This window comes from Streptomyces sp. C10-9-1 (assembly GCF_024497955.1).
Taxonomy (GTDB): Bacteria; Actinomycetota; Actinomycetes; order Streptomycetales; family Streptomycetaceae; genus Streptomyces; species Streptomyces sanyensis.
The window spans coordinates 243656-269894 of the sequence record NZ_JANHKP010000005.1; the positions used below are offsets into that span (position 1 = coordinate 243656).

The following is a 26239-nucleotide window of genomic DNA, read 5'->3' on the forward strand; positions in this document are numbered from 1 at the left end:
GCCCACGCGGCCGCGCACCGACCCGGGACCGCCCGTGGAGTCACCCATGACCTCTCGCCGTGCCACGTTCTGGCGAGCGCTGCTCGCGCTCGCCGTCGTCGGCCTCTCGCTCTACGCAGCCCTCACCACCCCGCCGCGCCTCGGCCTCGACCTGCGGGGCGGCACCCGCATCGTCCTCGAGGCCCGCGACGCACCCACCGTGCGCGCCGACGCCGAAGCCACCGACCGCGCCCTGGAGGTGCTGCGGCGCCGGGTCGACGGCCTCGGTGTCGCCGAACCCTCCCTGGCCCGCTCCGGCGAGCGGCGCATCGTCGTCGAACTGCCGGGCGTGCAAGACCCCCGCGAGGCCGCCGAGGTGATCGGCCGGACCGCCCAGCTGACCTTCCACCCCGTCATCTCGGCCGCCGAGGCGGCGGCCGGACCCGCGGAGGACGGCTCGCGCACCCTCGCCGACCCCGACGCGCCGGGCGCCTTCCTGCGCCTCGGACCGCCCGCGCTCACCGGCGACGGCGTCGAGGACGCCGAGGCGGTGCTCGACACCCAGACGGGCCGCGGCTGGACCGTCGACCTCGCCTTCCGCGACGCGGCCGGCAAGAGCTGGGCCGAACTGACCGGCGAGGCCGCGTGCGCCGCGCCCGGGGATCCCGCGCGGCGGGTGGCGATCGTGCTCGACGAGCAGATCGTGTCGGCCCCCGGCATGGAGGCCGGTGTGCCGTGCGGGGCCGGGATCGCCGGGGGCGCCACGCAGATCACGGGCGGCTTCTCCGCGGAGGAGGCACGCGACCTCGCCGCTCTGGTCAAGGGCGGCGCCCTGCCGGTCCCGGTGACGGTGATCGAGCAGAGCACCGTCGGCCCCACGCTCGGCGCCGAGGCGATCCGGGCCAGCGCCCTGGCCGCGCTGATCGGGCTCGCCTGCACGGGGCTGTTCATCATCGCCGTCTACCGGCTGCTCGGGCTGCTGGCGACCGTCGCCCTCGGGCTGTACGGCCTCATCTCCTACGCCGCCGTGGTCACGCTCGGCGCCACCCTGACGCTGCCCGGGCTCGCGGGCTTCGTGCTCGCCATCGGCATCGCCGTGGACGCCAACGTCCTGGTCTTCGAACGCGCCCGGGAGGAGTACACCGCGCCGGGCGCCCGCCGTGCCCCCCGCGACCTGCGGCGCCCGCTGCTCACCGGCTTCTCCCGGGCCTGGAGCGCCGTCGCCGACTCCAACGTGACCACGCTGCTGGCCGCCGCGCTGCTGTTCGTCTTCGCCACCGGACCGGTCAAGGGCTTCGGGGTGACGCTGGTGATCGGCGTGCTGGCCTCCATGCTGTCGGCCATGGTCATCACCCGGCTGCTCGCCGAGTGGGCCGTGCGCCGCAAGGCGGTGGCGCGGCGCCCCGCGCTGACCGGGATGGCGGGCACCGGGCGGCTCCGCGCACGGCTCACCGCGCGGCCGCCGCGGCTGATGCGGCACCGCAGGCGCTGGCTGGCGGTCTGCGGCGGGCTGCTGGTCCTGGCCGCGGCGGGCATCGGGATCCGGGGCCTGGACTTCGGCGTCGAGTTCACCGGCGGGCGCATCGTGCAGTACGCGGCCGAGCGGCCGATCGACGCGGACACCGCCCGCGCGGCCGTCGTCGACGCCGGCTACCCCCAGGCCGTGGTGCAGACCACGGACGACGACGAGGTCTCGGTCCGCACCAAGCAGACCGGCGACGAGGACCAGCAGCGCATCAAGGAGGCCCTCCAGGAATCCGGCGGCACGCTGACCGTGGAGCGGGACGACCTGATCGGACCCAGTCTCGGCAGCGAACTGCGCACCTACGCGCTGATCGCGCTGGGTATCGCGGTGGCCGCCCAGATGCTCTACCTGAGCATCCGGTTCCGGTGGACCTTCGCCGCGGCGGCGGTGGTCGCCATGGCCCAGGACGTGCTGCTGGTGGTGGGCCTGTTCGCGTGGCTGGGCAAGCCCGTCGACAGCGTCTTCCTGGCGGCCCTGCTGACCGTCGTCGGCTACTCCGTCAACGACACCGTGGTGGTACTGGACCGCCTGCGCGAGCTGCGGCGCACCGGGACACGGCTCGGGTGGCCGGAGCTCGCGGACCGGGCGGTCGCGCAGACCCTCCCCCGCACCGTGAACACGGGCATGGGCGCCCTGTTCGTGCTGCTCGCCCTCGCGTTCCTGGGCGGCGACTCGCTGGCCGACTTCTCGGTGGCGCTGATCGCGGGCGTGCTGGTCGGCATGGCGTCCACCGTGTTCACCGCGATGCCCGTGGTCGTGGGACTGCAGTCCCGCTTCCCCGGGGGCCGGGGCACGGCGTCCGCGGGCGGGACCGCCGCGGCCCGCCCGCGGCCGAACGACGGCGCGGTGGTCTGAGCCACGCCGACGGACGTTCCCCCCGGCGTCCCGCCCCGCCCGCTCCGACCCGGGCGGGAGCGGACGGGACGTCGGGCGGGCCGCCTCCCTGCGGGGTGCACGGCGACGGCCGCGCACCCCGCCGCGGCGTCGGACCGGCCTCCCCGCCGCGTGCGGTCCCGCGCGCCGGGCCTTCCCGGCTACCGGCGGGTACCCCGGGGTGACCTGACCCGGCGCCGGACGGGTAGCGTCGGCCCTCCCCGACGATCGGAGCCCGCCCATGCCCCGGATCCTCAGCGTCTCGGACAGCGTCGTGGTCGACGCCCCTCCGGCCGCGGTCTACGCCCAGGTCAGCGACCCCACGCTGATGGGGCGCTGGAGTCCCGAGAACCGCGGTGCCGTGCTGCGCGGCGCCGGACCGGTGGCGGTCGGCACCGTCTTCGAGGGCCGGAACCGGCGCGGCCCCCTGTCCTGGACCACCCGGTGCACGGTGACGGCCGCGGACCCCGGGCGGCGGTTCGCCTTCCGCGTGCACGCCATCGGGGCCAGGCGGCCGCGGCTGCCGGGCCGCATCGCGACCTGGGAGTACCGCTTCGAGCCGGTGGACGGCGGCGGGACCCGCGTGACGGAGACCTGGAGGGACGACCGGCGGGCCTGGCCGGACGCGCTGGCCCTGGTCTTCGACAGGGCGGTCACCCGGGGACGGACCTTCGCGGAGTTCCAGCGCCGCAACATCCGCATCACGCTCGACAACCTCAAGCGCGCGCTGGAGGCACCGGACGCGGCGTCCGGCGCGCCGGACGGCACCGGAGCCGGGCGGCCCTGACCACCGCCCGGAGCGCCGCGCACGCCGGGCCGCCCACCCGCCGCGCGGTGCGGGGACCGGCGGGCCCGGCCGGGGACGCAAGGCCAACGGGACCGCCCGGCGGACGGGACGTCCCCGGAAGGCCGCGCGCCGTCCGCCGGGTGCGGTGCGGGGCGCCGGGTGCGGGCCTCCGCACGGTCGGAGGGCAGTCCCGGCACCGGGCGTCCCCCGGGCCGGCCCGGTACGGCGTGCGCGGGTGCCCGTGAGGGGACCGCGGACCCGGCGCCAGGCCGGGCGCGCGCCGCGGGCGTCAGGACGTGGACAGCCCGCCGGCCGCCCCGGCGAGGGCGTCCAGCACGGGCCGGATCAGCGGGTGCTCCTCGGCGCCCCGGCGGGCCGCGGCGAACACCCGCCGGGTCGCGGCCGGTCCCGAGACCGGCCTGACCACCGTGTCCCGCAGGTCCATGCCCCGCAGCGCGGAGCGCGGGACGAGGGCGACCCCCGCGCCCGCCCCGGCGAGCGCCACCACCGCGCGGAAGTCGTCCGACAGGTGCACCAGCCGGGGCTGGAAGCCGGCCAGCTCGCAGGCGAGCAGCACCATGTCGTGGCAGGGGTTCCCGGGATAGGGGCCGATCCAGTCGGTGTCGGCGAAGGCGGCGAGGGCCACCTGCGGGCCCTCGGCGAGCGGGTGGCCGGCGGGCAGGACCGCGTCGAAGGTCTCCGCGTACAGCGGCACCCGGGCCAGGCGGGGATCGTCGGCCCCGGGCGCGCCCCGGTACTCGACCGCGACCGCGATGTCCGCCTCGCCGTCCAGCACGAGCGGGAGGCTCTCGTCGCCCTCCGCGTCCCGGACGCGGAGGGCGAGGCCGGGCCGCCCGCGGGCCAGTGCGGCGGCGGCCGGGGCCACCACCTCGGTGATGCCGGTGGCGAAGGCGGCCACGGTGACCGTCCCCTCGCTGCCCCGGGCGTACGCGGCCAGATCGGCCTCGGCCCGTTCCAGCTGGGCGAGGACGGCGTGGGCGTGGGCCAGCAGGATCTCCCCGGCGGCGGTCAGCGCCACCCCCTTGCCACCGCGGATCAGCAGGGTGTGACCGGTCTCCTGTTCCAGTGCGTTGAGCTGCTGGGAGACGGCCGAGGGGGTCAGATAGAGCGCTGCGGCCGCGGCGGTCACCGTCCGGTGGTCCGCCACGGCCCGCAGGATGCGCAGCCGGCGGGGGTCGATCACCCGGCCATTGTCTCAGCCCTCCAGCGCGGCCCGGGCGTCGGCGAACGCGGCCACCGCCCGCTCCACGTCCTCGGTGGAGTGCGCGGCGGACAGCTGCACGCGGATGCGGGCCTGCCCCATCGGGACCACCGGGTAGGAGAAGCCGATCACGTACACGCCGCGCTCCAGCAGGAGTTCGGCCATCCGGCCCGCCTTCGCCGCGTCGCCGATCATGACCGGGGCGATCGGGTGGTCGCCGGGCAGCAGCTCGAAGCCCTCCTCGGTCATCCGGGACCGGAACAGCGCGGTGTTGGCGGCGAGCTTCCCGCGCAGGTCCCCGGCGGACTCCAGGAGGTCGAGCACGGTCAGGGAGGCCGCGGCGATGACCGGGGCGAGGGAGTTGGAGAACAGGTAGGGGCGGGACCGCTGGCGCAGCAGCTCGACGATCTCCGCCCGGGCGGCGACATAGCCGCCGGAGGCGCCGCCGAGCGCCTTGCCGAGGGTGCCGGTGACGATGTCGACGCGGTCCGTCACACCGTGCAGCTCGGGGGTGCCGCGCCCGCCGTGGCCGACGAAGCCCACGGCATGGGAGTCGTCGACCATGACCATGGCGTCGTAGCGGTCGGCGAGGTCGCAGATCTCGCGCAGGGGCGCGACGTAGCCGTCCATCGAGAACACGCCGTCGGTGACGATCAGGCGGCGGCGGGAGCCGCCGGCGACGGAGTCCTTCAGCTGCTGCTCCAGGTCGGCCATGTCGCGGTTGGCGTAGCGGTGGCGGCGGGCCTTGGACAGCCGGATGCCGTCGATGATGGAGGCGTGGTTGAGGGCGTCGGAGATCACGGCGTCCTCGGGACCGAGCAGGGTCTCGAACACACCGCCGTTGGCGTCGAAGCAGGAGGAGTACAGGATCGTGTCCTCCTGCCCCAGGAACGCGGACAGCCGCTGCTCCAGCTCCTTGTGGATCTCCTGGGTACCGCAGATGAAGCGGACCGAGGCCATGCCGTAGCCCCAGCGGTCGAGGGCGTCCTTGGCCGCCGCGACCACCGCCGGGTGGTCGGCCAGGCCGAGGTAGTTGTTGGCGCAGAAGTTGAGCACGTCGCCGGGGGCACCGCCCTCGGTCACCCCGACCGAGGCGCTCTGCGGGGTGCCGATGACACGCTCCGGCTTGTAGAGCCCGGCGTCGCGGATCTCGTCGAGGGTGGCGCGGAGTTCGTCGCGGACGGACGCGTACATGAGGTTCTCCTAGAGGCGGTTTCTCGGGGGGAGAGCGGGGCGGTGCCGGTCGGGCTCAGGCGGTCCAGTCCAGGATGATCTTCCCGCTGCGGGCGTTGGCGGCCTCGTCGAAGGCGGCGTCGAAGTCGCGGTGGGAGTAGCTGCCCGTGATCACCGGGCCGAGGTCGAGGCCGCCCTCCAGGAGCACCGTCATGGCGTACCAGGTCTCGAACATCTCGCGGCCGTAGATGCCCTTGACGGTGATCATCGAGGTGACGATCTTCGACCAGTCGACGGCGAACTCCTCCGCGGGCAGGCCGAGCATGGCGATGCGGCCGCCGTGCGTCATGTTGTCGACCATGTCGCGGACCGCCTCGGGGCGGCCGGACATCTCCAGGCCGATGTCGAAGCCCTCCTTCAGCCCGAGCCGGCGCTGGGCCTCGGCGATGCCGGACTCGGCGACGTTCACGGCGAGGGTGGCGCCGACCTTGCGGGCCAGCGCCAGGCGGGGCTCGCTGACGTCCGTGATCACGACGTTGCGCGCGCCGGCGTGCCGGGCGACGGCCGCGGCCATGATGCCGATGGGGCCGGCGCCGGTGATCAGGACGTCCTCGCCGACGAGCGGGAAGGACAGCGCGGTGTGCACCGCGTTGCCGAAGGGGTCGAAGATCGCGGCGATGTCGAGGGGGACCTCGGTGCGGTGTACCCAGACGTTGGAGGCGGGGAGGGCGACGTACTCGGCGAAGGCGCCGTCGCGGCCGACCCCGAGGCCGACGGTGCTGCGGCACAGGTGGCGGCGGCCGGCCAGGCAGTTGCGGCACTTGCCGCACACCAGGTGGCCCTCGCCGCTGACGATGTCGCCGACCGCGATGCCGTCGACGTCCGCGCCGACGGCGGCCACCTCGCCGACGAACTCGTGGCCGAGGACCCGGGGGGTGTCGACGGCCTGGCGGGCCCAGCCGTCCCAGGAGCGGATGTGCAGGTCGGTGCCGCAGATACCGGTGCGCAGCACCCTGATCAGCACGTCGCCGGGGCCGGTCTCGGGCTCCGGCACATCCATGAGCCACAGCCCGGGTTCGGCGTGCTGCTTGACGAGTGCCTTCATGGATGCGGCTCCAGGCGTGCGACGGGACTGACCGGTATCCGAAAATACGGCTCCGGTCAGTGGACGGGCTCCAATCTGCCCAGCCCGGAGCGTCGCGTCCATCGAGGATTTCTTAAGCGCACCCGTAGATCGACTTCACGTCCCGGCCGGGGCGGCGGGCCCGCGTCCCGCGGGGCGGGGTGCCGGCCGGGAACCGGACGCGGGCTCAGCCCTCGGTGCCGGGCGCGGACTGGCGCGCCGCCACGCCCAGGTGCTCGCCGACCCGGTTGACCATCAGCGTCATCTCGTAGGCGATCTGGCCCACGTCGGCCTCGGCACTGCTCAGGACGCACAGGCAGCTGCCCTCACCGGCGGCCGTGACGAAGAGCATCGCCTCGTCGAACTCGACCATGGTCTGGCGCGGTCGCCCCGCACGGAAGTGGCGGCCCGAGCCGCGGGCGAGCGAGTGCAGTCCGGAGGAGACGGCCGCCAGGTGCTCGGCGTCCTCGCGGGGCAGCCCGGTGCTCGCACCCGTGACCAGGCCGTCGCTGGAGAGCACGAGCGCGTGGCTGATGTGGTCGACCCGCTGCGTGAGGTCGTCCAGCAGCCAGTCGAGTCCCTTTCCCCTGTCCGGCGCCATAGCCGTCCCTCCCCCTCGGTCCGTTCCCCGTGGCCCGTTCCCCGTGGCCCCGCGTTCGCCGGCCAGCCTTTCGCACGCGGCGCCCGGGGGCAAGGTCCGGCGGCCGGGCCGCGGCCGGGCCCGGCCATGATCCGCCGGGCGCCGCGTCCGGCGCCCGTCATCCGACGGAGTCCAGCATCCGCGCGGCGTGCATCCGGCCCGCGTACTCCACGAGCCGGACCAGCACCTCCTTGCCCGAGTCGCGGTCGCGCGCGTCGCACAGGACGACGGGCGTCCCGCGGTCGAGGTCGAGGGCGCGGGAGACCTCGTGCGCCCCGAAGGAGCGGGCCCCGGGGAAGCAGTTGACGGCGACGACGAAGGGGATGCGCCGGTGCTCGAAGTAGTCGACGGCCGCGAAGCAGTCCGCGAGCCGCCGGGTGTCGGCGAGGACGACGGCGCCGAGTGCACCGTGCGCGAGCTCGTCCCACAGGAACCAGAAGCGGTCCTGCCCGGGGGTGCCGAAGAGGTACAGCGAGAGCCCGGAGCGGATGGTGATGCGGCCGAAGTCCATGGCCACGGTGGTGGTCGTCTTGCGGGAGACGCCCCCGGTGTCGTCGATGCCGGCACCGGCCTCGGTCAGCTGCTCCTCCGTGCGCAGGGGCCGGATCTCGCTCACCGCCCCGACGAGCGTGGTCTTGCCGGCGCCGAACCCCCCGGCGACGAGGATCTTCAGCGCGAGGGCGCTGTCGGGGTCGGTGCGCGGTGTGCTGTCGACGGCCATGGCTCGCCTCTTCCAGGGATACGGGGACGAAAGGGGGTGCTGCGGGTGGGGAGGCGCGCTCCGGGCGGGGCGGGGAGGGCGCCGGGGAAGGCGGGGCTGCCGCGGGGAGCGGCCGTCTCACAGGGCACGCAGGCCGTCGATGACCTCACGCAGGATCCTCTCGTCCGGAAGGCGTGCCGGGGGCACCGGTCGGCTGACCTGCACATGGCCCGCTTGGAGCAGGTCGCCGACGAGGACGCGCACGACGCCGACGGGCAGGTCGGCGTCCGCGGCGAGTTCGGCGACGGACTGCACGCCCGCGGCGCACAGGGACAGCAGCGCCCGGTGCTCGGGGCCGAGCAGGGAGTCCTCACCGGGGCCGGGGCCGGTGTCGACCGCGGCGACCAGGGCGATGAGGTCGAGGGGGACGCCGGCCGCACCCGGCCGGGTGCGGCCGCCGGTCATGGCGTAGGGGCGCACCAGCGGGCCCGCCTCGGCGTCGTACCAGCGGGCGGCGGCGCGCTCGCGGGGTGCGCTCACGGGGAACTCACCCGGGCCGGAGCCCCCAGGTGCTCCCCCACGCGGTTGACGAGCCGGGCCATCTCGTAGGCGATCAGGCCGATGTCCGCGCCGACGGTGGTGAGCAGGGCGAGGCAGGAGCCCTCGCCCGCGGCGGCGACGAACAGGAAGCCGTCGTCCATCTCGACCATGGTCTGGCGCACCTGCCCGGTGTGGAAGTGCCGGCCGGTGCCCTTGGCCAGGCTCTGGAATCCGGAGGAGACCGCGGCGAGGTGCTCGGCGTCCTCGCGGCCCAGTCCCTCGGACGCGCCCACCGGCAGACCGTCGTCGGACAGCACGACCGCGTGACGCACCTCGCCCACGCGGGTGACGAGGTCGTCCAGCAACCAGTCCAGGTCGCCGAAGCGGTGGCGGGCGGCGGCCTGCGGGGCCTGGGTCATGAGCGGTCTCCTTCGCTGCCTGGTGCGGCTTCGCCGCCGGGGTCGCCGGGGCGCGGGGTGGCGCCCCCGGCCCCCTGGGGGTGCTGCCGCCGGTGCGGGAGCGGGGTCGCGGGCGGGCGGGGGCGCGGGGGGTCCGCCGGGAGTGCGGAGCCCCCGGCCGGCGCGCCGGGGGCGGCGCCGCCGCCCCGGGCCCAGCCCTCGCGGTAGGCGGCCATCCGCTCGCGCGCGGCGTCCGGGGTCCGCCGGACGGTCGCGGCCGGGGCGCCGGGGGCGGCCGGGGCGGTGCGGAGCTGCGGTGCCAGGTGGGCCTGACGGACCCGGCGCGGCAGGCCGCCGTCCGCCTCGGGGGCGGGGCGCGGCGGGGCGGCGCTCGCCGGGGCGGGGGCCGCCGCCCGGGGCGGGGCATGGCGCGGGCGCAGGGCGTGCACACCGGGCGGGGCGGGCTCCGCGGGGCCGGTGCCGAGCGGCCGGCCGGCACCGCGCGCCCCGGGCGGGGTGCGCGGGACCGCGGTGGGCGCGGGGCGCACGCCGGGCGCGCGGGGCGCGGTCGCACGGGAGTGCGCGGGGTCCGCCGGCCCGTCGGCGGCCGGTCCGGGTGCCCCGCCGCTCGCCGGCGCCCCCCGGGGCGCACCCGCACCGGCCGCGGGGCCCGTCCGGGGCCCGCCCGCCCGGGGCCCGGACGGGGCCTCCGGGTCCGGGGCGGCCGGGGGGCGCTGCGGTCGCGGTGCGGCGGTGCGCGGCTCCGCGTTGCGGCCGGAGGGCGGCGGAGCGGGGTCCTGGAGCAGGGCGTGCGGCAGCAGCACCACCGCGGTGGTGCCGCCGTAGGCGGAGGTGCCCAGGCGGACGGTGACACCGTGCCGCGCGGCCAGGCGGCCGACCACGAAGAGCCCCAGCCGGTCGCTGTCGAGGAGGTCGAGCCCCTCGGGCCGGGCCAGCCGGCGGTTGGCCTCGTCGAGGGCCTCGCGGCCCATGCCCAGGCCCCGGTCCTCGACCTCGACGGCGTAGCCGTTGCCGACGATCTCGCCGCTGACCCGGACCCTGGTGTGCGGAGGGGAGAACTGGGTGGCGTTCTCGACGAGTTCGGCGAGCAGATGGGTGGTGTCGGCGACCGCCGCACCGGGCAGCGACGCCTCGGTCAGCCCCCGGATCTCCACGCGTGCGTAGTCCTCGATCTCGGCGACCGCGGCGCGCACCACGCTGGTGAGGGAGACGGGGCGGCTCCAGGCCCGCCCGGGAGCCGCCCCGGAGAGGATGATCAGGCTCTCGGCGTGCCGTCGCATACGGGTGGTCAGATGGTCCAGCCGGAACAGGTCCTCCAGCTCGCCGGGGTCCTCGGCGCGCCGCTCCATGCCGTCGAGCAGGGCGAGTTGCCGGTGCACCAGAGCCTGGCTGCGCCGTGCGAGGTTGACGAAGACCCCGGAGACCCCGCCCGCCAGTTCGGCGCGTTCGGCGGCGGCCTCCAGCGCGGCGCGGTGGACCGTGGTGAGGGCGTGGCCCACCTCGGCGATCTCGTCTGCGGCAGGCGGCCCTCCGGGGGCCTCCTCCGGGAGGTCGACCGGGTCACCCGCCCGCAGGCGGCGCATGGCCTCGGGAAGTTCGCGCCGGGCGATCTCCAGTGCGCCGTTGCGCAGCAGGGCGAGTTCCAGCACCAGCCCGCGGCCGATGCGCACCGACACCGCGAGTGCCGCCCCGGCCGCGACCAGGCCCAGGACGACGGCGGCGCCCGAGGTGCCGGTCAGGGCCGCGGCGAAGGGGTCCTCGCGCTGCGCGACGTCCTCGCGCGCCCGGTCCTGGACGGCGCCCAGCCGGTCGCCGACCGCGGTGCGGAGCTGTGCCCAGGACTCGGCGGAGACGGCCGCCGCGGCCTTGCGGCCGGGTGCGGCCGCGGCGACCCGCTCCTCGGCCGTGCGCAGGCCCCGGAAGGCGGGGTGCGCGGAGAGCGCGCGCCACTCCCGCCGGGCCGGGCCGTCGAGTCCGGTGGAGGCCGCCTCGCCGAGGGCGGTGCGGGCCGCCGCCGCGCCGGTGAACAGGCGCTGGTGTGCGGCGTCCAGCTCCCCGGTGAGCCGGGCGGAGGAGAGCAGGGCGTCCTCCCGGGCCAGCATCTCGGCGGAGCGCTCCGCCTCGGTGAGGGCCCGGGCCCGGGAGGCGTCCGCGCCGGCCCGGAAGGAGGCGGTCGCGCCGCCGACCGCCAGAGCGGATTCCACCGCGGACGTGTAGGTGCGGTAGGCGGCCTCCCGGTCCGCTTCGCCCGAGGCGGCGGCACGGCGGACGGCGGGCAGTTCCCCGGCGGCCCGGACGAAGGCGGCGAGGCGGGCGCCGACCTCGCGGGGCAGGCCGTCGGGGGCGCCTCCGCCGGGCGGGACCAGGCGGTCCACGGCCGCGTCGGTGCGTGCCGCCTCCGTGCGCAGGGCCGCGGCCCGCTCACCGGAGGGGGAGGCCGACTGCCGCAGCGCGGCGTGCCGTTCGGCCTGGAGAGCGGTCACGGCGGCGGCCGCGGGGCCGGTGACGCGGGTGTCGAGGCGCTGGAGCAGTCGTGCCCGGGCGAGGTCCTGGGCCGCGGTCACGGTCGCCAGGCCCCAGAGGGTGAGCAGGGCGACGACCGGCACCATCAGCAGGCAGACGACCTTGGCGCGCACGCTCCGGGCCCGGGGCAGGAGGCGGCGCCCCCCGGCGGGCCCGGCGGCGCTCCCCGCGCCCGGTCGCGGCCGGGCGGAGGAGGGGGCGTGCCCGGTGTGCTCCACGGCCGGGGGGCCTGCGTGGGCGCGCCGCCGCCGGGCGGTGGGCCCGGGCCCCGGGCGGGCGCTCTCGTCGCCCGGGCTGGTGCGGGGTGTGGGCATGGCCTCCTCGTTCCGGGTGCGGGGTCGGGGTTCGGCTGGCGTGGCTGGTCGGGGGGACGGGTCAGCCCTGCCCGGGGCTCCCGGCCGACGGCCTGGGTGCGCGCGGCGCGGGCTCCCCGCCTGCGGGGGCGGCGGCGCGGCGGCCGGTGCCCCGGGGCGGCGGCGCGTGCTCCGCCCGCTGCGCCGCCGTGGGCGAGAGCGCGACGAAGGCGCAGGTGACGAAGAGGTAGGAGCCGAGCCCGACGGCGAGGGGGAGGATGAACTGCAGGGCGGAGGCGCCGCCGAGCGGGGCGGTGGACGGATCGACCTCCACGCTGACGGCGAGCATGCCGGTGTAGTGCATGCTGCTGACCGCGGCACCCATGACCAGGGAGGCGCCGGCCACGGCGGCGGGTGAGCTGATGTGCACCGCCGCCCAGAGCGCGGCGGTGGCGGCGGCCACGGCGACCGCGACCGAGAGCGCGACGAGCAGCGGGTCGTAGTGCACGCTGCCGTGCAGGCGCAGGGCCGCCATGCCGAGGTAGTGCATCCCGGCGACACCCAGCCCGGTGGCCAGGCCGCCGGCCAGCAGGGGAGGCGTCCGGCCGCCGCCGCGGCAGACGCAGAAGAGGCCGGCGCCGACCACGAGCAGGGCGACCAGCAGGCTCAGGAGGGTCAGCGGGACGTCGTAGCGGATCTGCGTGCCCTGGACGTCGAAGCCGAGCATGGCGACGAAGTGCATCGTCCAGATGCCGGTGGCCAGGGCGGAGGCGGCGGTGGCCAGCCAGTTGCGCCGGGCCCGGCCGGTCGCGGCGAGGGCGCGGACGGTGCAGCGCAGCCCGAGCGCACCGCCGACGGCGGCCGCCAGGAAGGAGAGCGCGGGCGTCAGGGCGCCGAAGGCGGCGTGGTCCAGGTGTCCCATGGCCCAGGGACGCTAGGCGCACGGGGGCTCACGGAGGGGGCGCAGTTCGAAAGCTGGCGGAATATGACAATCGGATGCCCCGGGGCGACCGCACGGCGTTCGAACGGGTGCGCAGAACGCACACGACAGGGGGATCCGGCTTCCCGGCCCGCGAGTCGGCCCGGCGCCCGGACCGGCTTCCCGGACCGGTCCCGCCCGTGTCCGCCCCGGGCGGGCCGGGGCCCGAAGCTCTCGACGTGCGGGTTACCCAGTGGTTAGGGTGCGCCGACGACGGATCGGACCGGGAGGTGGCCGTGGCCGGGGCGGACGAGGTCGTGGACGATGACGCGCTGTATGTGCTGACCGCCGTGCTGCTCACACCCGCGCAGTTCCCGGGCGTGCTCGGCGACGACTACCCCGAGGCGTGCGCCGCCCTCGGTCTGGAGCCCTACGCCGAGGGCTACGGGCTGGTGATGGGGCAGGACGGGAGCGGCGCGCGGTGGACGGTCGTGGTGGACGACGTCTCGCTCGTGGCCGTGGCCGTCGCCTCCTGGGACTGCGGCATGGAGTACGACCTGTCGCCCGACGAGCGCTCGGTGGTCTCGGCTCTGCCCGGCTGGCCGCTGGAGCTGGCGGTCGCGGCTCCGGGCGTGCCGGCTCCCCACGACCCGGTCCCGCAGGAGGGCGACCGGCCCCCGCTGGCCCCTCCCGACACGTCGTCCTGGGGCCCGGCGCAGCGCCGGCTGGGGGCGGACGAGGTGGCCGCGCAGTGGGCGCAGTGGCGCGAACGCACGGCGCGGGACGCCGACGGGGACGCGGGCGGAGACGAGGACGGGGACGGGGAGGCCGCCGGGGCGCGCGGGGACACCCGGGAGGCCGAGCCTCAGGACGACGGGCGGCTGGCCGAGGGCGTCCGGCGCGCCCTGCGGGAGGCCGTCGCCTACGGCGAGGACCCGCCCCCGCCCGGCCGGGTCCGCTCCGCCTTCGCACCCGGCGGCGCCCGGACGATCCGGGCGGACGGACCCGGCTGGTCGCTGGTGGCCCGGACGGACGACCTCGCCTACGTGCTGCTGGACGACGAGCCGCTGGAGGTCGTCCCCGTGGAGCGCAGCGACCGGCTCGCCTCGCTCCTGGACACGCTGGAGAAGATCGCGCTCCACCCTGCCTGAGGCCTGTCCCGCAGGACCCGGCGGGCGCGCGACGGCGGCCGCGGCACCCCGCCGCGTCGCCCGCACGCCCCCGGCAGGAAGGCGGTCCTCCGCCGTGCGGCGCACCGGATCCGGCGCCGCGCGGCAGACCCGCCCGAGGAGACCACGGGACGGCCCCGGGGAGGAGCGGTGCCGGGCTCGCCGGGCCGCTGCGAACGAACCCGGCGCCCGCTCCGGACGGTGTCGCGGACCGGTCCGCGACGCCGTCCGGCCCGTCGGCGAACCGGGCGAGGCGGACCTGGTGGTCTTCCCGGCCACCGGCGGCGTCCTGATCGACGCCGGGGAGACCGGACACCACGTCGTCACCGGCCGCAGCCATGGCCACTCCGCGGGACGCTCGTCCCGGGTCACCGACGGAGCCCGGTTGTGGCGCCAGGACGTCCCGCACTGCCCGGAAACCCACGACGGCCTGCTGCCCGGGACGTTCCTCGAACACGTCCGCGGCCTGGCCCACCGGATGCCCGCCGTCGCCGCCGCGCGGTTCGCCCCGCGCCACGACGCGACCGTGCCGCTGGCCAGCCGGGCGTCCGCCGGCCCGTGGCGACGGTCGGGAGCGACCGTGATCGAACCCCGGCCGCGGGCCCTGGCCGGCGAGGCCGAGTCCGACGCGACGGCGCGGGCCCGGACCGGCGCCGGCCGCACAGCCGCCGGGGCGAGCGGCGCAAGCCACGGAAGTCGGAGGCACCGGGGGCTCACGAGCGATCCTCGGCCGGAGTACCCGGCGGTCGTGCCCGGGGCGCACGGAAGCGGCCCGGGGCGTGACGCGAAGCAACGCCGGGCGGCAGGGCCCCGCCGCCGGGGTCTCCGCGAGCGCCCGGACCGGGTCGGGGGTGCTCCGCTCCGCGCGCGGGCGCCGGACGCCGCCGCACAGGGGCGTCTAAGGCCGTCCTCGGCCCGGGAGACGGCCCCACGGGCCTCGCCTCCCGGTCCCGGTCGAAGACCGGGTCAGCGGCCGATCTCGCGGCGCGACACGCGCCGCAGCCTCCGGCGCTGGCTCGGGTCGAGCATGAAGTAGGCGACCGCGGGGACTCCCACCACGACCAGCAGCGAGAGCCAGAAGCCGATCAGCGGCATCAGGAGCAGGCCCACGGCCACTCCCCCGATCACGACCTTGGTGCGTGTCGACATCTCGTCGCCTCCTTCTCGGCGGTGGCCGCTCCTGTGGGAAGAACGCCCCCGGCCGTCGTTCGGTTCCCGCGGCCGCGGGACGCGGTGCACGGGGCCGCAGCGGGGAGGCGGCGGGCCCCGGGACCGGTGGGGACGCCGACCGCGGGCGGGCGGTCCGCGGCCCGGGACGAGCGGTCCCGGCGCCGGGCGGCGGACCGGCCGGGGCGGGCCGGGGCCGGGTGCGTGACCCGGGCGTCACCGGTCGGGGTAGATGTCCCCGGTGGCCATCGCGGACTCCTGGTCCGACTGGGCGGAGAGCCTGCGCGCCTTGTCCTTGAGCCGCTGGCGCTCCTTCGGGTCGCTGCTGCGCTCGGCGGCCTCGTCGAGTTCCCTGGCCTTCTCGCGCATCTGGCGCACCCGGCCCCGGGACTCCTCGGGTTGGTTCATGATCGCTCCTCGGACGCGGTGGGTGCCCCCACCGCCAGCGAAGCAGGCCCGCGGCGGCAGCGCATCCCGGGCCGCCGCCGCGGCCCGCGCGGTGCCTCGGGCGGAGCGCCTCGCCGCCGGAGGCACCGCGGGGTCCGGCAGGACCACGGGGCCGACGGCGGCGGAGCACCTGCGCGCGGCTCCCGCGCCGCCGCCCGTTGGAGGCGGCACCGCGGGAGCGGGAGCGGAGCGCACGCCCGACGCCCGTGGCAGAGCGACGGACGCCGCCCCGGCGGGTCAGCGCCCGTCGTGCCGCCACGCGTGGCGCCATGCCGCGCCGAGCAGGTGCTCCTCGTCGGGGTGCTCGGGCCGCGGCGGGCCGAGTCGACGGGCGGCCTCGACACAGCGGTCGTCGCCGTGGAGGGCGAGCCCCTGGACGGCGGTGAGCCCGACCCGCCGCTCCGGGTCGTCCAGCAGGGCCCCCACCAGCGCGGGCGACCCCGACGCGACCGCGTCGCGCAGCGGCGGCAGCTCTCCGGGACCGCTCGCGCCGGGATCCGCCCCGTGCGCGAGGAGGAGCTGGGCGATGTACCCGGCCCGCGTGCGGACCGCCAGGCGGAACGCGGCGTCCAGCGTGCCGGGGCGACCGCCCTCGCGGAGCAGGCGCTCCACCCGGTCCACGTCCGCGGCCCGTACGGGGCGGAGCAGGGCGCGGTCGCCGTCCGCCCCGGCGCCCGTGCTCCTGTCCATGACCCCGCCCCCGTGCTGTGCTGCCGCCGAGTCCAGAGGCGGGAGAGGCACGGCCTCGCCGGGCGGAGGCTCGCCTCCGTACCGGCCGGTCCGGGTGGGGCGGCACCACGGCCGGGCGCCGCGGCCCGCATGGCGGTGCGCCCGCCGGGGACGGCGGGCGGGGCCGGTGCGCCGGCGTCCGGACGGGCCGGGTCGGGGAGCCCCGCCCCGCTCCCCGCCGCGGGCGGCCCGCGGCGGGGGTGCGGAGCGCCCGGCCGGGCCTGCGCGGCGGCGCACGGCCGCCCGGTGAGGGGCGGTCCTTGCCGGGCGGTGGCCCGGGCGCTTCACTGGCGCCCAGCCGCGGCCCACCAGGCCGGGAAACGGCCGCCCCTCGACGCCCCCTTGGGAGACCCATGCCCTCCACGACCAGGCGCCCCCGCGCGGCGCTCGCGATGGCCCCCGCCGCGGCCGCTGCCGTGCTCGGCGGCCGGGAACTCGCCGCCCTGGAGGAGGTCTGCGACCTCGCGCCGCCACCGGTTCTCGACGACCTGGCCACCGACCGGGCGCGCGCCGTGCTCGCCGGTACCGAGCTCCTGGTCACCGGCTGGGGGTGCCCGCCGCTCGACGAGGCGGTGCTCGCCTGCGCCCCCTCGCTGCGGGCGGTGGTGCACACGGCCGGGTCGGTGCGGGGCCACATCACCGAGGCGTGCTGGGAGCGGGGTGTGGAGGTGTCCTCGGCCGCCGCGGCCAACGCCGTGCCGGTCGCCGAGTACACGGTGGCGATGGTCCTGCTGAGCGGGAAGCGGGTGCTGGAGCAGGCACGGGAGTACCGCGCCGGGGCGGACCGGGAGGACTGGCTGCGCACACCGGGGCACGTCGGCAACTACCGCCGCACGGTGGGGATCCTGTCCGCCTCGATGACCGGGCGGCGGGTCGCCGAGCTGCTGCGGCCGCACGACCTCGCGGTGCTGCTCCACGACCCGTTCGTCTCGGCGGCCGAGGCCAGGGCGCTGGGCGCCGAGGCCGTGGGGCTGCGCGAGCTGTTCGAGCGCAGCGACACCGTCACCGTCCACACACCGCTGCTGGAGGCGACCCGGGGCCTGGTGAGCCGGGAGCTGCTGGAGGCGATGCGGCACGACGCGGTGCTGGTGAACACCGCGAGGGGGGCGGTGGTGGACCAGGAGGCGCTCGTCCGGGTGGTGTCCGAGGGCAGGATCCGGGCGGTGCTGGACGTCACCGAGCCCGATGTGCTGCCCCCCGGGCATCCGCTGTGGGCGTGCGAGGGCGCACTGATCACTCCTCATGTGGCCGGGTCCCAGGGCAACGAGTGGCGGCGCCTGGCGGCGCAGGCGGTCGCCGAGGCGGGCCGCTGGGCCTCCGGCGCCGGGTTCGCCCACCCGGTGCTGCGGGAGCGGATGCCGTTCCTGGCCTGAACCGCTCCTCGACCGCGCCCGGAGGGGAACCGGGGTGCTCCGGCCGGGCGGGGGCGCCGGGTGAGCCGCGTCTCACCCGGCGCCCCCGCCCTTGCCTATGCAACGAGTTGCATAGCACCATCGCCGCATGGCGCTCGACCACGCGATCCTCGTGTCCCTGCTGGAGCGGCCCGGGTCCGGCTATGAGCTGGCGCGCCGCTTCGAGCGGTCCATCGGCTACTTCTGGACCGCCACCCACCAGCAGATCTACCGCGTGCTGCGCCGTATGGAGGCCGAGGGCCTGCTCGACGTCCGCGAGGTCGCCCAGCGGGGCCGACCGGACAAGAAGGAGTACTCGGTGGCGGCCCCCGGCCGCGCCGCCCTCTCCCGCTGGCTGCACGAGCCCATCGAGCCCGAGAGCCTGCGGCACGAGCTCGCCGTGAAGATCCGCGGGGCGGCCTTCGACGAGCCGGCCGCCCTGGTCGGCGAGGTCGAGCGGCACCGGCGGGTGCACGCCGACCGGCTGGCGCACTACCTGGCGGGGCAGGAACGGGACTTCACCGGGCCCGGCGCTCCCCCGACCGACCCGGGCAGGGAACTCCAGCACGTCGTCCTGCGCGGCGGCATCGCCTACGAGCGGATGACCCTCGACTGGCTGGACGACGTCCTCGCCACCCTCCACCGCCTGGCCGCGGGGCTCCCGCCCGCCTGAGCGCCGGGCGCGCCCCGCACCCGCCGCGAACACCCCGATCCGACCACCCACTCCCGGAAGGCGGTCCGCCATGGCCGACCCGCTGCTGTTCAACCCCCGTACCTACGACCCCGGCCACTTCGACGCCGAGACGCGGCGGCTGCTGCGGGCGACGGTCGACTGGTTCGAGTCCCGGGGCAAGCGCCGGCTGATCGAGGACTACCGCAGCCGGGAGTGGCTGTCGGACTTCCTCGCCTTCGTGGCCGACGAGGGGCTGTTCGCCGCGTTCCTCACCCCCGCCTCGGCCGGGGGCGCGCCGGGCACCCGGTGGGACACGGCGCGCATCGCCGCGCTCAACGAGATCCTCGGGTTCTACGGCCTGGACTACTGGTACGCCTGGCAGGTGACCGTCCTGGGGCTGGGACCGGTGTGGCAGAGCGACAACGCGGACGCCCGCGAGCGCGCCGCGGGGCTGCTCTCGCAGGGCGAGGTGTTCGCCTTCGGCCTGTCCGAGCGGGCCCACGGGGCCGACATCTACTCCACGGACATGCTGCTGGAGCCGGACGGCCGGGGCGGCTTCCTCGCCACCGGCGCCAAGTACTACATCGGCAACGGCAACGCCGCGGGCCTCGTCTCCGTCTTCGGCCGCCGCACGGACGTGGAGGGCCCCGAGGGCTACGTCTTCTTCGCCGCCGACAGCCGCCACCCCGCCTACCACCTGGTGCAGAACGTCGTCGACTCGTCCAAGTACGTCAGCGAGTTCCGGCTCGACGCCTACCCGGTGGCGGCCGCGGACGTGCTGCACACCGGCCGCGCCGCCTTCGACGCCGCCCTCAACACGGTGAACGTCGGCAAGTTCAACCTGTGCACGGCCTCGGTCGGGATCTGCGAGCACGCGATGTACGAGGCGGTCACCCACGCGCACAACCGGATCCTGTACGGCCGCCCGGTCACCGCCTTCCCGCACGTGCGCCGGGAGCTGGCCGACGCCTACGTGCGGCTGGTCGGCATGAAGCTGTTCAGCGACCGGGCCGTGGACTACTTCCGCTCGGCGGGGCCCGAGGACCGGCGCTACCTGCTGTTCAACCCGATGACGAAGATGAAGGTGACCACCGAGGGCGAGAAGGTCATCGACCTGATGTGGGACGTCATCGCGGCGAAGGGCTTCGAGAAGGACACCTACTTCGCCGAGGCGGCCGTGGAGATCCGGGGCCTGCCCAAGCTGGAGGGGACGGTGCACGTCAACCTGGCGCTGATCCTCAAGTTCATGCGCAACCACCTGCTCCACCCGGTGGAGTACCCGCCCGTGCCGACCCGGCTGGACGCCGCGGACGACGCGTTCCTCTTCCGCCAGGGCCCGGCCCGGGGGCTCGGCTCGGTGCGCTTCCACGACTGGCGCCCGGCCTTCGACGCGTACGCGAAGGTGCCGAACGTCGCCCGGTTCCGGGAGCAGGCCGACGCGCTCTGCGCGTTCGCGGCCGACTGCGCCCCGGACGAGGAGCAGAGCCGCGACCTCGACCTCCTGCTGGCCGTGGGCCAGTTGTTCGCGCTGGTCGTCCACGGCCAGCTGATCCTGGAGCAGGCCCGGCTGACCGGCCTGGACGAGGACGTGCTGGACGAGTTGTTCGGTGTCCTGGTCCGCGACTTCTCCGCGCACGCGGTCGAGTTGCACGGCAAGGACTCGGCGACCGGGGCGCAGCAGCGCTGGGCGCTGTCGGCCGTCCGGCGGCCGGTGGTCGACGCGGAGCGCTCGGCGCGGGTCTGGGAGCGGGTCGAGGCGCTCGCCGGGGCCTACGAGATGGCGCCGTAGCCGCACGGGGCCGACCGCGGGGGGTGTACGGGGGCACCGCGCACCCCCCGCGGGCTCAGACGGCGGCCAGCGCCTGCCGGGCGGCCTCCTCCGCAAGGTCGCGGTCGCCGGCGACCAGCCCGATGCGGGTGCGCCGGTCCAGGACGTCCCCGACGTCGAGCGCCCCCTCGTGGCGCACCGCCCAGAGCAGCTCCGCACCCGTCACGGGGTGCCCGGGCACCACGGGCGCGGCCAGGGAGGGATCGGCGGCGCCCAGCGCGTGGACGGCGGCGGCCTCGGCGCCGTAGCGCGCCACCAGCCGGTGCGGGAGGCCGAGGGCGGCGAGCCGCGGCCGGGGGGCCGCGCCGACCAGCGGGATCGCCGCGGTGCGGCAGGGGCCCGCCGCGAGGGAACCGGCCGCCACCGCGGCGTCCACGGCGTCCTGGGCCATGCGCCGGTAGGTGGTGAGCTTGCCGCCCACCACGGTGACCACGGCCGCGGGCGAGGTGACCACGGCATGGCGGCGCGAGATGTCGGCCGTCCGGTCCGCGCCGCCGGTGTCCAGCAGCGGGCGCAGTCCGGCGAAGGCGCCGACCACGTCGGCGCGTCCGAGGGAGACGTCGAGCGCCGAGCCGAGCACGTCGAGCAGGAAGCCGATGTCGGTCTCCGGGACCTCCGGCACGTCGGGGACGTCGCCGTCGACGGGTTCGTCGGTGAGGCCGACGTAGACCCGGCCGTCGCCCTGGGGCAGGACCAGCACGAAGCGGTTGGTCTCGCCGGGGACGGGGATGTGCAGGCCGCAGCCGAGGTCGCCGAGGGCCTCGGCGCGCAGCACCAGATGGGTGCCGCGGGAGGGGCGCAGGCGGACGTCGTCGACGAGTCCGCCCGCCCAGACGCCGGCGGCGTTGACGACGGTCCGGGCGCGGATGCGCAGCTCGGCGCCGGTCACCTCGTCGCGGACCAGCGCTCCGTCCCCGGTGAGGGAGAGCACCCGGGCGCGGGTGAGGATCCGCGCGCCGTGCGCGGCGGCGGTCCGGGCGACCGCGGTGACCAGGCGGGCGTCGTCGGTCAGTCGGCCGTCCCAGGACAGCAGCCCGCCGCGCAGCCCGTCCGGGCGCAGGGCGGGGGCGAGGTGGCGGGTCTCCACCGCGGACAGGGCCCGGGGGGCGGGCAGGGTGGCGCGCGCGGTGCGGGCGGCGGCGCGCAGGGCGTCGCCGGCCCGGAATCCGGCCCGTGCCAGCGCGGCCTGACCGCGGGTGACCAGCGGGGTCAGCGGCAGGACGAAGGGCTGTGCGTGGACCAGGTGGGGGGCGGTGCGCTCCATGAGGATCCCGCGTTCGACGGCGGACTCGTAGGCGACGTCGACCTGGCCGCCGGCGAGGTAGCGCAGTCCGCCGTGGATCAGCTTCGAGCTCCAGCGCGAGGTGCCGAAGGCCAGGTCGTGGGCGTCGACGGCGGCGACGGTCAGTCCCCGGGAGGCGGCGTCCAGGGCCGCACCGGCACCGGTGGCGCCCAGGCCGACGACCAGGACGTCCACCGCCGTGCCGTCTGCCAGGACGTCGAGGTCGCGGGTGCGGCGGGCGGCGTTGAGGGAGGAGGCCGCGTTCCGCGGCGAGGTGGTGGCGGGCGTGGTCATGGGGCGAGGGTCCTCTCCAGAAGGGTGCGGAGCTCGTCGAGGAAGGCCGTGTCGTCGAGTGCCGGGTCGTCCGGGTCGGTCATGGTGCGCAGGGACATCGCGAAGGACTGCACGACCAGCAGCAGGGTCCGGGCCAGCAGGGTCGTGTCGGCCGGGCGCACGGAGCCGTCGGCCTGCCCCTCCGCGAGGCCGCCCGCGATCAGCCCCAGCAGGGCTTCCTGGCTGGCGCCGCGCCGGTCGAGCAGGTAGGGCAGCAGCAGTTCGGGGTCCACGTCGAGGATCTTGTGGAACAGGGGGTGGGCGCGGAAGGCGGCGACCCCGGCGACCAGGCCGTCGACGATTCGGGAGCGGGTCGGGACGCCGGGGGACGCCCCGGGCATGGCGCCGACGGCGACGCCGATCCACTCGCGGGTCATCAGGTCCCCGACGAGGGTGCGCACATCGGGCCAGCGGCGGTAGAGCGTCATCCGGGACACCCCGGCGCGGCGGGCGACGTCGGTCAGGGTCGTGCGCCGCACTCCGACGGCGAGCACGCAGTCGCGGGCGGCGTCGAGCACGGTGTCCGCGTCCGAGTGGTTGTGACGAATGGGCGTCATCTGTCACAGTGTAATGCCCCTGCGGCCCGGGCGGCAGTGCACCGCTCCCCGCGCCCCGGCGGCGCTGCCCGTCGGCGCACCCGCCGAGCGGCCAGCCGACGCACCGAACCGACGCGAGGAACAGGACGACGACGTGGACATGTTGTGGAGCGGCTGGGGCGACCCGGCCAAGGCGGCCCCGCTGCCCGGCACGGTGACCGGCCTGCTGCGCGATCTGCTCGGCGTCGAGCCGCGCGGAGACGGGCCCGCCGCCCTGGACGAGGTCGTGGCCCCGCCGTCCCCGCTGGAGGGGGCGCCCCTCGCGGCGCTCGCCGCGGCCGCGGGCGGCGCCGTCCACGTGCAGACCGACGCGGAGAGCAGGATCCGCCACACCCGGGGCAAGTCCACCCCGGACCTGCTGCGCATCCGGGCGGGCGAGGTCGACGACATCCCCGCCGCGGTGGTGCTGCCGGGCAGCCACGAGGAGGTGGTGGCCGTCCTGCGCGCCTGCGCCGGGCACGGCCTGGCCGCCGTCCCGTTCGGCGGCGGCACCTCCGTCGTCGGCGGACTGGCGCCAAGGGGCGGGCGTCCGTTCGTCGCCCTGGACCTGCGCCGCCTCGACCGGCTGGTGGCGGTGGACGAGGTCTCCCGGACCGCGACCCTCCAGCCCGGTCTGCGCGGCCCCCGGTGCGAGGCCCTGCTGAACGAGCGGGGCTGGACCCTCGGCCACTTCCCGCAGTCCTTCGAGTGGGCGTCGGTGGGCGGCTTCGCCGCGGCCCGCTCCAGCGGGCAGGCCTCGTCCGGGTACGGGCGCTTCGACGAGATGGTCCTCGCGCTCACCGCGGCCACCCCCGAAGGCACCCTGGAGACCGGACGCGCCCCGCGGTCGGCCGCGGGGCCCGACCTGCGCCAGCTGCTGCTCGGCTCGGAGGGGGCCTTCGGGGTGATCACCTCGGTCACGGTCCGGATCCGCCCCCTGCCGCAGCGCCGGGTGTACGAGGGCTGGCGCTTCCCCTCCTTCGAGGCGGGCTCGGCGGCACTGCGCCGCCTCGCCCAGGACGGTCCGCGGCCGACCGTTCTGCGGCTCTCCGACGAGACCGAGACCTTCATCGGACTGGCGCAGCCCGACGAGATCGGCGGCGGGGCCCAGCCGGCCGCCGGCTGCCTGGCCGTCACCGGCTACGAGGGCACCGAGGCGGACACGAAGGAGCGGCGGGAGGCGGCCGCGGCGGTGCTGCGCGAGGCGGGAGGCGAGTGGCTCGGCGCGGAGCCGGGCGAGCGCTGGGCCCACGGGCGCTACAACGCCCCCTACCTGCGCGACGCCCTGCTCGACGCGGGTGCCTTCGCCGAGACCCTGGAGACGGCGGCCTTCTGGTCCGCGCTGCCCGGGCTGTACGCGGCCGTGCGCGGGGCGCTCACCGCGACGCTCACCGAGGCCGGCACCCCGCCGCTGGTGATGTGCCACATCTCGCACGTCTACGAGAACGGCGCCTCGCTCTACTTCACGGTCGTCTCGGCCCAGGGCGAGGACGCCGTGGCCCACTGGGACCGCGCCAAGCGGGCGGCCAACGACGCGATCCTCGCCGCGGGCGGCACCATCAGCCACCACCACGGGGTGGGCACCGACCACCGCGACTGGTACGCACGGGAGGTCGGGCCCCTGGGGATCCGCATACTCCAGGCCGTGAAGTCCCAGACCGATCCGGCCGGGGTGCTGAACCCCGGAGTCCTCCTCCCCGTCCGCTGACCCTTCCCGCCGCCCGGAGGCGCATCCATGCGACAGTTCACCGCCGTCGTCAACCCCGCCGCAGGGGGCTCCAGCGGAACGGCGGCGCTGCTCCCGCTGGCCCGCCTCCTGCGCGAGGCGGGCGCGGAGCTCGACACCCGCTACAGCCGCAGCCTGGACCACGCCCGTGAACTCGCCCGCGAGGCCGGGGCGCAGGGGCGGGTGGTCCTCGCCGTCGGCGGGGACGGCATGGCCGGCTGCGTGGGCGGGGCGCTCAGCGGGACGGAGGCGCGGTTCGGCCTGGTCCCCGCGGGGCGCGGCAACGACTTCGCGCGGGCCCTGGGGCTGCCCACCGACGCCGCGGGACTGGCCGAGGTGCTGCTGCACGGCGCGCCCCGGGCGGTGGACACCATCGAGGTGTCCTCCGCGGCCCACGGCGGGACGGCGGTCCTCGGCAGCGTGTACGCGGGGGTCGACGCCGTCGCCAACCGGCACGCCAACACCTCCCGCCTGCTGCGGGGCGCGGCCTCGTACTACGCGGGCGGCCTGCGGGCGGTCGCCGCGTGGCGCCCGGCCGGGTACCGGATCACGGTCGACGGCGCGGAGCACGCCTACCGCGGCTACACGGTGGTCGCCGCCAACTCGGGCTTCTACGGCTTCGGTCGGCTCGTGGCCCCCGGCGCCAGCGTCGACGACGGACTGCTGGACGTGGTCGTCATCCGCCACGGCCCCAAGCGCCTGTTCTTCACGATCATGGACGAGTTGCGGACCGGGGCGCACCTGCACCGGCCGCAGGTCGAGGTGCTGCGCGGCAGGGAGGTCCGCATCGAGGCCGACCGCCCCCTGCCGTACGGGGCCGACGGCGAGGTCGACGGTGCACTGCCCGTCACGGCACGGGTACGGCCCGGAGCGCTGAACGTGCTCTGCTGACGAACTCGCCCCCGCCGGTAGCGATCAAGCCGGAACGGTGTGACGTTGGAGGCATGAGCTGGGCATCCTGGACCACCCCCGGTGTGTACTCCGGGCACGGCGGCGTCCTGACCCACGAGGCGGGCGTCGTGGCGGGCGACCTCACGCTGCACACCACCTGGGTCGACGGCGAGGCGTCGGTCACGGTGCAGTACACGGGCGCCGCGGACTGGTTCACGGTGGCGGGCAGTCCCACTCCCTGCCCCTCCGAGCAGGCGAGCCGGGACCTGCACGACGCCGTGCTGGCGGCGGTGCGCGGACCGACCACCGCGACCGTGCCTCCCCTGCCGCAGGCCTCCGCCGAGGCCGGCGACCGCCCCTGATCCCCCCACGGGAGACGGGCGCCCGCCGCCCCTGAGGGGCGGCGGGCGCCCCGGCCTGCCCGGCTCCCGTCCGGCCGGCGGGGTCCCCGCCGCGGGCCGCGGCTCAGCGCAGGCGCGCCAGGGCCGTCCTCGTCGTCGTGCGGAAGCCGTCGAGCGGGGCCCCGTCGAGGTCGCCCAGCTGCCCCCACTCCACGACCGTCACGATCCGGCCGTCGCGGCCGACCGAGAAGAGCGCGATGTCGGTGGCACCGGCCTCCGGGTAGGCCGTGTCGATGCTGTAGACGTGCGCACCGTCCCCGGCGTCCACGGTGCCGTGGTACCGCGTCTCGCCCACGAGCCCCGGGTCCTGGGCCTTCGACCGCTCCAGGCACGTCGCGACCGCGCGGCGCAGGGTGCGGGCCAGCCGGACGGCCTGGGCCTCGCCGGCGGCGACGGTGGTCGTCTGCCGCGCCCCGGTGTCGAGTTCGGTGCGGAAGTCGCGGTGGGAGGTGCCGCGCGCCGGAACGGCGCCGGCGAGGCACGCCGAGCCCTCCGGCGGAAGGCCCCGGGTGACCGGGCCGGCCGTCCACGGGGTGAGGGCGGTCGGCAGGTGAGCGGCCGTCAGGAAGCCCGGGGCGTGGGCCGGGCGGGCGGTGCCGGCGGGCGCGGGGGAGGCCGCCGCCGGGACGAGCGAGGCGGCGGCCGCCGCCCCGGCGAGGGCGAGGGCGAGGGCCGCCGTGCGGGCGGTGCGGGTGGTGGTGCGGATACGGTTCATGGCTGTCTTCCCCGTGGGTCGAGACGGATTCGAAGTGCCCGGTGCGGCCGGGCGGCGACCACACTGGCGAGCGCGGGGGCGCGGCGGCAAGCACCGGGCCGCAGCTGACACGATGGAACCGTTCCACCCCCTCTGACGTGGGGTTTCACCACAGGGGTGGAACGCGCACCGGAACACGGCGAACGAGGGAGGACCC

The 26239-nt window shown here is 76.9% G+C and carries 24 protein-coding genes; 9 read left to right on the top strand and 15 right to left on the bottom strand.

Annotated elements, in window-relative coordinates:
• Positions 1-46: 46 nt before the first annotated feature.
• Positions 47-2359, top strand: a complete 2313-nt coding sequence (gene secD, locus NPS70_RS09210; protein WP_256523595.1) for a protein translocase subunit SecD — start codon at positions 47-49, stop codon at positions 2357-2359.
• 259 nt (positions 2360-2618) lie between these two features.
• Positions 2619-3164, top strand: a complete 546-nt coding sequence (locus tag NPS70_RS09215; protein ID WP_256523596.1) for an SRPBCC family protein — start codon at positions 2619-2621, stop codon at positions 3162-3164.
• A gap of 289 nt (positions 3165-3453) precedes the next feature.
• On the opposite strand, the gene NPS70_RS09220 is transcribed toward NPS70_RS09215, so the two are convergent.
• The 9 genes from NPS70_RS09220 to NPS70_RS09260 all read right to left on the bottom strand — a co-directional run bounded on the left by NPS70_RS09220 (position 3454) and on the right by NPS70_RS09260 (position 12719).
• Complete coding sequence (locus NPS70_RS09220) at positions 3454-4368, bottom strand: LysR family transcriptional regulator (RefSeq protein WP_256523597.1); 915 nt, start codon at positions 4366-4368, stop codon at positions 3454-3456.
• A 12-nt stretch (positions 4369-4380) separates the two neighbouring features.
• On the bottom strand, positions 4381-5580 hold the full coding sequence (locus tag NPS70_RS09225) for a glycine C-acetyltransferase (RefSeq protein WP_256523598.1): 1200 nt from the start codon (positions 5578-5580) through the stop codon (positions 4381-4383).
• A gap of 55 nt (positions 5581-5635) precedes the next feature.
• On the bottom strand, positions 5636-6664 hold the full coding sequence (gene tdh / locus NPS70_RS09230; protein WP_256523599.1) for an L-threonine 3-dehydrogenase: 1029 nt from the start codon (positions 6662-6664) through the stop codon (positions 5636-5638).
• A gap of 205 nt (positions 6665-6869) precedes the next feature.
• The gene (locus NPS70_RS09235; protein ID WP_256523600.1) at positions 6870-7283 is read right to left on the bottom strand and encodes a roadblock/LC7 domain-containing protein; all 414 of its coding nucleotides are present in this window, start codon (positions 7281-7283) and stop codon (positions 6870-6872) included.
• A 157-nt stretch (positions 7284-7440) separates the two neighbouring features.
• Positions 7441-8043: an ATP/GTP-binding protein gene (locus NPS70_RS09240; RefSeq protein ID WP_256523601.1), complete on the bottom strand. Its 603-nt coding sequence runs from the start codon at positions 8041-8043 to the stop codon at positions 7441-7443.
• Between the two features lie 117 nt (positions 8044-8160).
• Entirely contained in the window at positions 8161-8562 is a 402-nt protein-coding gene (locus tag NPS70_RS09245) for a DUF742 domain-containing protein (protein WP_256523602.1), read from the bottom strand.
• Positions 8559-8981, bottom strand: coding sequence for a roadblock/LC7 domain-containing protein (locus NPS70_RS09250; protein ID WP_256523603.1), 423 nt, complete (start codon positions 8979-8981; stop codon positions 8559-8561). Before NPS70_RS09250 ends, NPS70_RS09245 begins: the two co-directional genes overlap by 4 nt.
• The gene (locus NPS70_RS09255) at positions 8978-11818 is read right to left on the bottom strand and encodes a nitrate- and nitrite sensing domain-containing protein (RefSeq protein WP_256523604.1); all 2841 of its coding nucleotides are present in this window, start codon (positions 11816-11818) and stop codon (positions 8978-8980) included. The genes NPS70_RS09250 and NPS70_RS09255 overlap by 4 nt, the downstream gene beginning before the upstream one ends.
• 61 nt (positions 11819-11879) lie before the next feature.
• Positions 11880-12719: an MHYT domain-containing protein gene (locus NPS70_RS09260; RefSeq protein ID WP_256523605.1), complete on the bottom strand. Its 840-nt coding sequence runs from the start codon at positions 12717-12719 to the stop codon at positions 11880-11882.
• A 293-nt stretch (positions 12720-13012) separates the two neighbouring features.
• Between NPS70_RS09260 and NPS70_RS09265 the strand changes: the two genes are divergently transcribed.
• Positions 13013-13867, top strand: a complete 855-nt coding sequence (locus NPS70_RS09265; RefSeq protein ID WP_256523714.1) for a hypothetical protein — start codon at positions 13013-13015, stop codon at positions 13865-13867.
• A 984-nt stretch (positions 13868-14851) separates the two neighbouring features.
• Here NPS70_RS09265 and NPS70_RS09270 read toward each other — a convergent pair.
• From NPS70_RS09270 to NPS70_RS09280, 3 genes are all read right to left on the bottom strand, one after another.
• Positions 14852-15034: a hypothetical protein gene (locus NPS70_RS09270; RefSeq protein WP_256523606.1), complete on the bottom strand. Its 183-nt coding sequence runs from the start codon at positions 15032-15034 to the stop codon at positions 14852-14854.
• A 234-nt stretch (positions 15035-15268) separates the two neighbouring features.
• Positions 15269-15460 carry a DUF6381 family protein gene (locus NPS70_RS09275; protein ID WP_256523607.1) on the bottom strand — a complete coding sequence of 64 codons (192 nt, stop codon included), beginning with the start codon at positions 15458-15460 and terminating at the stop codon, positions 15269-15271.
• Between the two features lie 276 nt (positions 15461-15736).
• Complete coding sequence (locus NPS70_RS09280) at positions 15737-16189, bottom strand: hypothetical protein (RefSeq protein WP_256523608.1); 453 nt, start codon at positions 16187-16189, stop codon at positions 15737-15739.
• 392 nt (positions 16190-16581) lie between these two features.
• On the opposite strand from NPS70_RS09280, the gene NPS70_RS09285 reads away from it, so the two are divergent.
• The 3 genes from NPS70_RS09285 (at position 16582) to NPS70_RS09295 (ending at position 20081) form a co-directional block, all read left to right on the top strand.
• Complete coding sequence (locus NPS70_RS09285) at positions 16582-17601, top strand: hydroxyacid dehydrogenase (RefSeq protein WP_256523609.1); 1020 nt, start codon at positions 16582-16584, stop codon at positions 17599-17601.
• Positions 17602-17728: 127 nt separating this feature from the next.
• Positions 17729-18292: a PadR family transcriptional regulator gene (locus NPS70_RS09290; protein WP_256523610.1), complete on the top strand. Its 564-nt coding sequence runs from the start codon at positions 17729-17731 to the stop codon at positions 18290-18292.
• Between the two features lie 70 nt (positions 18293-18362).
• A complete protein-coding gene (locus tag NPS70_RS09295; protein ID WP_256523611.1) occupies positions 18363-20081 on the top strand; it encodes an acyl-CoA dehydrogenase family protein in 1719 nt (572 codons plus the stop codon).
• Between the two features lie 55 nt (positions 20082-20136).
• On the opposite strand, the gene NPS70_RS09300 is transcribed toward NPS70_RS09295, so the two are convergent.
• Positions 20137-21696 carry a glycerol-3-phosphate dehydrogenase/oxidase gene (locus tag NPS70_RS09300; RefSeq protein WP_256523612.1) on the bottom strand — a complete coding sequence of 520 codons (1560 nt, stop codon included), beginning with the start codon at positions 21694-21696 and terminating at the stop codon, positions 20137-20139.
• On the bottom strand, positions 21693-22292 hold the full coding sequence (locus NPS70_RS09305) for a TetR/AcrR family transcriptional regulator (RefSeq protein ID WP_256523613.1): 600 nt from the start codon (positions 22290-22292) through the stop codon (positions 21693-21695). The genes NPS70_RS09300 and NPS70_RS09305 overlap by 4 nt, the downstream gene beginning before the upstream one ends.
• A gap of 133 nt (positions 22293-22425) precedes the next feature.
• Here NPS70_RS09305 and NPS70_RS09310 point away from each other — a divergent pair, with 133 nt between their 5' ends.
• The 3 genes from NPS70_RS09310 to NPS70_RS09320 are packed head-to-tail and all read left to right on the top strand — an operon-like array spanning position 22426 to position 25289.
• On the top strand, positions 22426-24018 hold the full coding sequence (locus NPS70_RS09310) for an FAD-binding oxidoreductase (RefSeq protein WP_256523614.1): 1593 nt from the start codon (positions 22426-22428) through the stop codon (positions 24016-24018).
• A gap of 27 nt (positions 24019-24045) precedes the next feature.
• Positions 24046-24927, top strand: a complete 882-nt coding sequence (locus tag NPS70_RS09315) for a diacylglycerol kinase family protein (RefSeq protein WP_256523615.1) — start codon at positions 24046-24048, stop codon at positions 24925-24927.
• 53 nt (positions 24928-24980) lie between these two features.
• A complete protein-coding gene (locus tag NPS70_RS09320) occupies positions 24981-25289 on the top strand; it encodes a hypothetical protein (protein WP_256523616.1) in 309 nt (102 codons plus the stop codon).
• 103 nt (positions 25290-25392) lie between these two features.
• Here NPS70_RS09320 and NPS70_RS09325 read toward each other — a convergent pair whose 3' ends face one another.
• Entirely contained in the window at positions 25393-26043 is a 651-nt protein-coding gene (locus tag NPS70_RS09325) for a hypothetical protein (protein WP_256523617.1), read from the bottom strand.
• Positions 26044-26239 lie beyond the last annotated feature (196 nt).